The organism is Ornithinibacter sp. (genome assembly GCF_035443565.1).
GTDB lineage: Bacteria > Actinomycetota > Actinomycetes > Actinomycetales > Dermatophilaceae > Fodinibacter.
Genome location: NZ_DAORSO010000185.1, coordinates 1 through 3733 on the forward strand (window position 1 = coordinate 1; position 3733 = coordinate 3733).

The window sequence follows — 3733 nt, forward strand, 5'->3', positions numbered from 1 at the left end:
GAGACCGGCACCGTCGTGCTCGACCACGGGCCCGGTCAGGGGCGGCGGGCGATCACGCTGCTGCCCGATCTGCACGTGTGCATCGTTCGTGCGTCCCGGGTGGTGCCGGATGTCGGCGACGCCCTGGGCCGGCTGGACCCGCAGCGGCCGCTGACGTGGATCAGCGGGCCGTCGGCGACGAGCGACATCGAGCTGTCGCGCGTCGAGGGTGTGCACGGCCCGCGGACCCTGCATGTCGTGCTCGTGGCCGACTGACCCTCGAGGGGCAGCAGCCGGCTCGGGTCAGGAGCCCTCGACGAGCCCGTCGGCCCCGGCGGCACCCTCACGCTCGGCGAGGGTGCGCAGGATGCAGAACTCGTTGCCCTCCGGGTCGGCGAGCACCACCCAGCCGGTGCCGGGGCCGTACTGCCCGCGGTGGTCGGCGACCTCGACGGCGCCGTGCGCGAGCAGGCGGGCGAGCTCGTCGTCGCGGGAGCCCTCGACCGGCTCGAGGTCGAGGTGCAGCCGGTTCTTCACGGTCTTGCCCTCGGGCACCTCGATGAACAGCAGCCGGTGCGTGCCGTCCGGGCTGACGATCATGCACTCCTCGTGGCCGGGAAGGTTCGGGTCACCCTCGACGTCGACGTAGTCGAGGACCCCCTTCCACCACTGGGAGAGCGCGAAGGCGTCGCGACAGTCGACGGTCGTGTGGGCAACCCGTGCGGTCATGCCCCCAGCCTGCCACCGCGCCCCTGCCGATCGAAGTCCTCGGACCCCTCTACCCCGACTTCGTGCGACTTCCGTGCGGGATTTTGGGCTCCAGGCGTCGACGAGCGCACCCAAGTCGCACGAAGTCGGGAGGTTCGCGTGTCGGATCTCTCAGACGTGGATGGCGGCGCGGATGCCGTCCGAGAACACCTCGGGTGGGTCCGGCAACCTGCGGGCGTCGCCGGTGGCCCGGCGGTGCGCGCTCCATGCCACCGCGCAGGCGTCGAGCACGTCGTCGGGCGCGTACCCGGAGCCCTTGAGCACCGACGGCCTCGCGATCCCGGATGCCGCGAGCGTCGCCAGCCGCTGGTCGTGGCCCTCCGGGGTGCGCTTGGGCGGTAGCGGCGCCCCGGCCATCTCGGCGAAGGAGACCTCGGGGTGCACCTCGATGACCTCGATGGTCGGTCGGGTGCGCAGCCATGAATCGACCTCGAGGATCTTCGCCTTCAGCCCGAAGGCCTGGGCCCCGACGCCCTGACCGCTGAGGCGACGGTTCACGGCATCCGCCTCGACGCGCGTGTCGGCGAGGTACGCCGACCTGGTGAGTGTGGTGAAGACCGTGCTCGCCCGGCCGGGCAGCTCCTTGCGAGCCAGGGCATCGGCCTGGCGAGGGGTGCTGTCGGGGAGCCCGATGGGGATGTCGATGCCCACGACGAGGATGTCGACGTCAGCTCGCACCATCTCCACGAGCTGACCGATGGTCTCCCCCAGGATGACCCTGGGTCGGGGAGCGCCGGGCACGAGGAGGGCACCAACCCAGCCGAAGGGGCAGGCGTCCACCCCGAGCACCGGCACGGTGACCTCGATCGGGTCGGGGCCGGCTGGGGTGGCGACCGGCGTGGAGTGCGAGGCGGCGGCCGCCGTGGCTGACGCGCCCGGGTTCGCGCGCAGGACCTCGAGTGCCCCGAGCACGAGGTCGAGGCTGGGCTCGAACTCGTTGCCGAACGCGTAACCCGGCTGGATGGCGCGCTCCTGCGCGTAGCGGGTGAAGTGCGGGAAGGCGGCCTGCACCTCGGGCCCGATGAGGGTGGCCCCGATCTCGGCGAGTTCGTCGACGGTGGTGAACGGCAGACTCACCTCCTGCGCCATGAAGCCGTAGAGATGGGAGTCGAGCAAGGCGAAGGCCGTGCCGGCGGCCTCGAGCGAGAACCCCCCGGCAGCAAGGCAGCCCAGGACGGCGTCGTGGTGGCGGATGCTCTCCTGCCCCGGGTTGCGCGGCGAGTCCATCATCCCCACCGCCCACCGGTGACGCAGCAGGACCGTGCGGCCCGAGACCGAGCGGGCGCGCAGCTCGGCTCGCCAGTCGCCGCCGATCACCGGCAGGTGCATCTCGGCGAACACGACGTCGAGCATGGCGTCGAGGAGCGCCTCCTTGCCCGCGACGTGGTGGTACAGCGACATGGCCTCGACGCCGAGGCGACCGGCGAGGGCACGCATCGAGAGGGCGGCCAGGCCCTTCTCGTCCGCGAGGGCGACAGCCTGCGCGATGACGCGCTCACGGCTGAGCGCGCTGCGGGTGCGCGGATTCTCGGGGTGGGCGGACGGCATCCGATCTCCTGGTCGAGGGTTGTACCTGCGGTGACCTATTGGTCGATGTGGGGACGGTCGGGCGGTGAGGCGCTGGGTCGAGGGTGTGGGCAGGTGAGCAACTTGCGCCATCTTACGGCGTAAGGCTACCGTGTTCCGCACCCCCTCAGACTTACGGCGTAAGGAATGTCATGCGAGCCATCGTGCAGGACCAGTACGGCACCAGCGACCAGCTGGCCCTCACCGAGGTGCCCGACCCGACCCCCGGCCCCGGCGAGGTGCTCATCCGGGTCGCGGCGGCCGGCGTCGACCGCGGCACGTGGCACGTCATGACCGGCCTGCCCCTGCTGGCTCGGCTCGGCCTGGGTCTGAGGCGCCCGAAGGACAGGATCCCCGGGCGCGACGTGGCCGGCACGATCATCGCGCTGGGCGACGGCGTCACCGAGCACGCCATCGGGGATGCCGTGTACGGCACCGCCCGCGGGTCGTTCGCCGAGCTCGCGGTGCTGCCGCTCACCCGCCTCGCACCCTGCCCGTCGTCCATCACCGTGGAGGAGGCCGCGGCCGTCCCCGTCTCGGGTCTCACCGCCCTCCAGGCGCTGCGCAAGGCCGGCGTCGGCCGCGGTGATCGGGTGCTCGTCGTCGGCGCCTCGGGAGGGGTGGGCACGTTCGCCGTCCAGCTCGCCGTCGACCTCGGCGCCACCGTCACCGGTGTCAGCGGGCCCGCCAAGGCCGAGCTCGTGCGCTCGCTCGGCGCCGCACGGGTCATCGACCACACCACCACCTCGCTGCGCGACCTCGAAGAGCAGTTCGACGCGATCCTCGACATCGGCGGGCACCGGTCGGTCGCCGAGCTGCGCAGCCTGCTCACCGAGCGGGGAACGCTCGTGATCGTCGGCAGCGAGGGTGGCGGACGCTGGCTCGGCGGGCTCGAGCGGTCCGTCGGTGCGGCGCTGCTCTCACCGTTCGTCAGGCAGCACCTCGTCATGTTCGTCTCGTCGGAGAACGCCGCAGACCTGGTCGCCCTGAACGAGGTCATCGATCGCGGCGCTCTGCGCCCGGTCGTCGAGAAGGCCTTTCCTCTGGAGCAGGCGGCGGCCGCCGTCGACCATGTCGCCTCTGGCGCCTCCCGCGGAAAGATCGTCGTCACGCCCCGCTGACAAACCCCGCTGTGAGTGCGTAAGTGGCTGCCGGAGCAGCCACTTCCGCACTCACGGCGGGGTTCTGATAGCAGAAAACCGGGTGGTTTCGGGCTTTCGGTGCGCCAGAAAAGACTTTTGTTCAATCGCTGGTCAAAAGACGAAGCGACCCACCACACTGACGAACAGCGCCCGAATCGCACGGAGGCGGCTGCCCCGGCAGCCACCTCCGCACTCATGCCATGTCGGTCGTGCTCGTCCGGGCGCTGCCCGCTCAGGTGCGGCTGGGCAGGCCCTCCTGGAGGTAGGCGAGCGCCTGG

4 protein-coding genes are annotated in these 3733 nt (G+C 71.5%); 2 read left to right on the top strand and 2 right to left on the bottom strand.

All coding sequences use genetic code 11. The features are described 5' to 3' along the window. On the top strand, positions 1-255 hold a 255-nt coding region (locus PLL68_RS13020; protein WP_324534744.1), incomplete at its 5' end, for a LutC/YkgG family protein. 27 nt (positions 256-282) lie between these two features. Here PLL68_RS13020 and PLL68_RS13025 read toward each other — a convergent pair. Together PLL68_RS13025 and PLL68_RS13030 are read right to left on the bottom strand one after the other, a co-directional pair. Next, the gene (locus PLL68_RS13025) at positions 283-708 is read right to left on the bottom strand and encodes a VOC family protein (protein WP_324534746.1); all 426 of its coding nucleotides are present in this window, start codon (positions 706-708) and stop codon (positions 283-285) included. Positions 709-858: 150 nt separating this feature from the next. Further along, the gene (locus PLL68_RS13030) at positions 859-2295 is read right to left on the bottom strand and encodes a DUF429 domain-containing protein (protein ID WP_324534749.1); all 1437 of its coding nucleotides are present in this window, start codon (positions 2293-2295) and stop codon (positions 859-861) included. A gap of 170 nt (positions 2296-2465) precedes the next feature. Between PLL68_RS13030 and PLL68_RS13035 the strand changes: the two genes are divergently transcribed. Beyond that, a complete protein-coding gene (locus PLL68_RS13035; RefSeq protein WP_324534751.1) occupies positions 2466-3434 on the top strand; it encodes an NAD(P)-dependent alcohol dehydrogenase in 969 nt (322 codons plus the stop codon). Positions 3435-3733: the final 299 nt, after the last annotated feature.

Bases quoted from the DNA above. Each gene is read 5' to 3' on its own strand.
- PLL68_RS13025 (WP_324534746.1), bottom strand. From the start codon at position 708: ATGACCGCACGGGTTGCCCACACGACCGTCGACTGTCGCGACGCCTTC.
- PLL68_RS13030 (WP_324534749.1), bottom strand. From the start codon at position 2,295: ATGCCGTCCGCCCACCCCGAGAATCCGCGCACCCGCAGCGCGCTCAGC.
- PLL68_RS13035 (WP_324534751.1), top strand. From the start codon at position 2,466: ATGCGAGCCATCGTGCAGGACCAGTACGGCACCAGCGACCAGCTGGCC.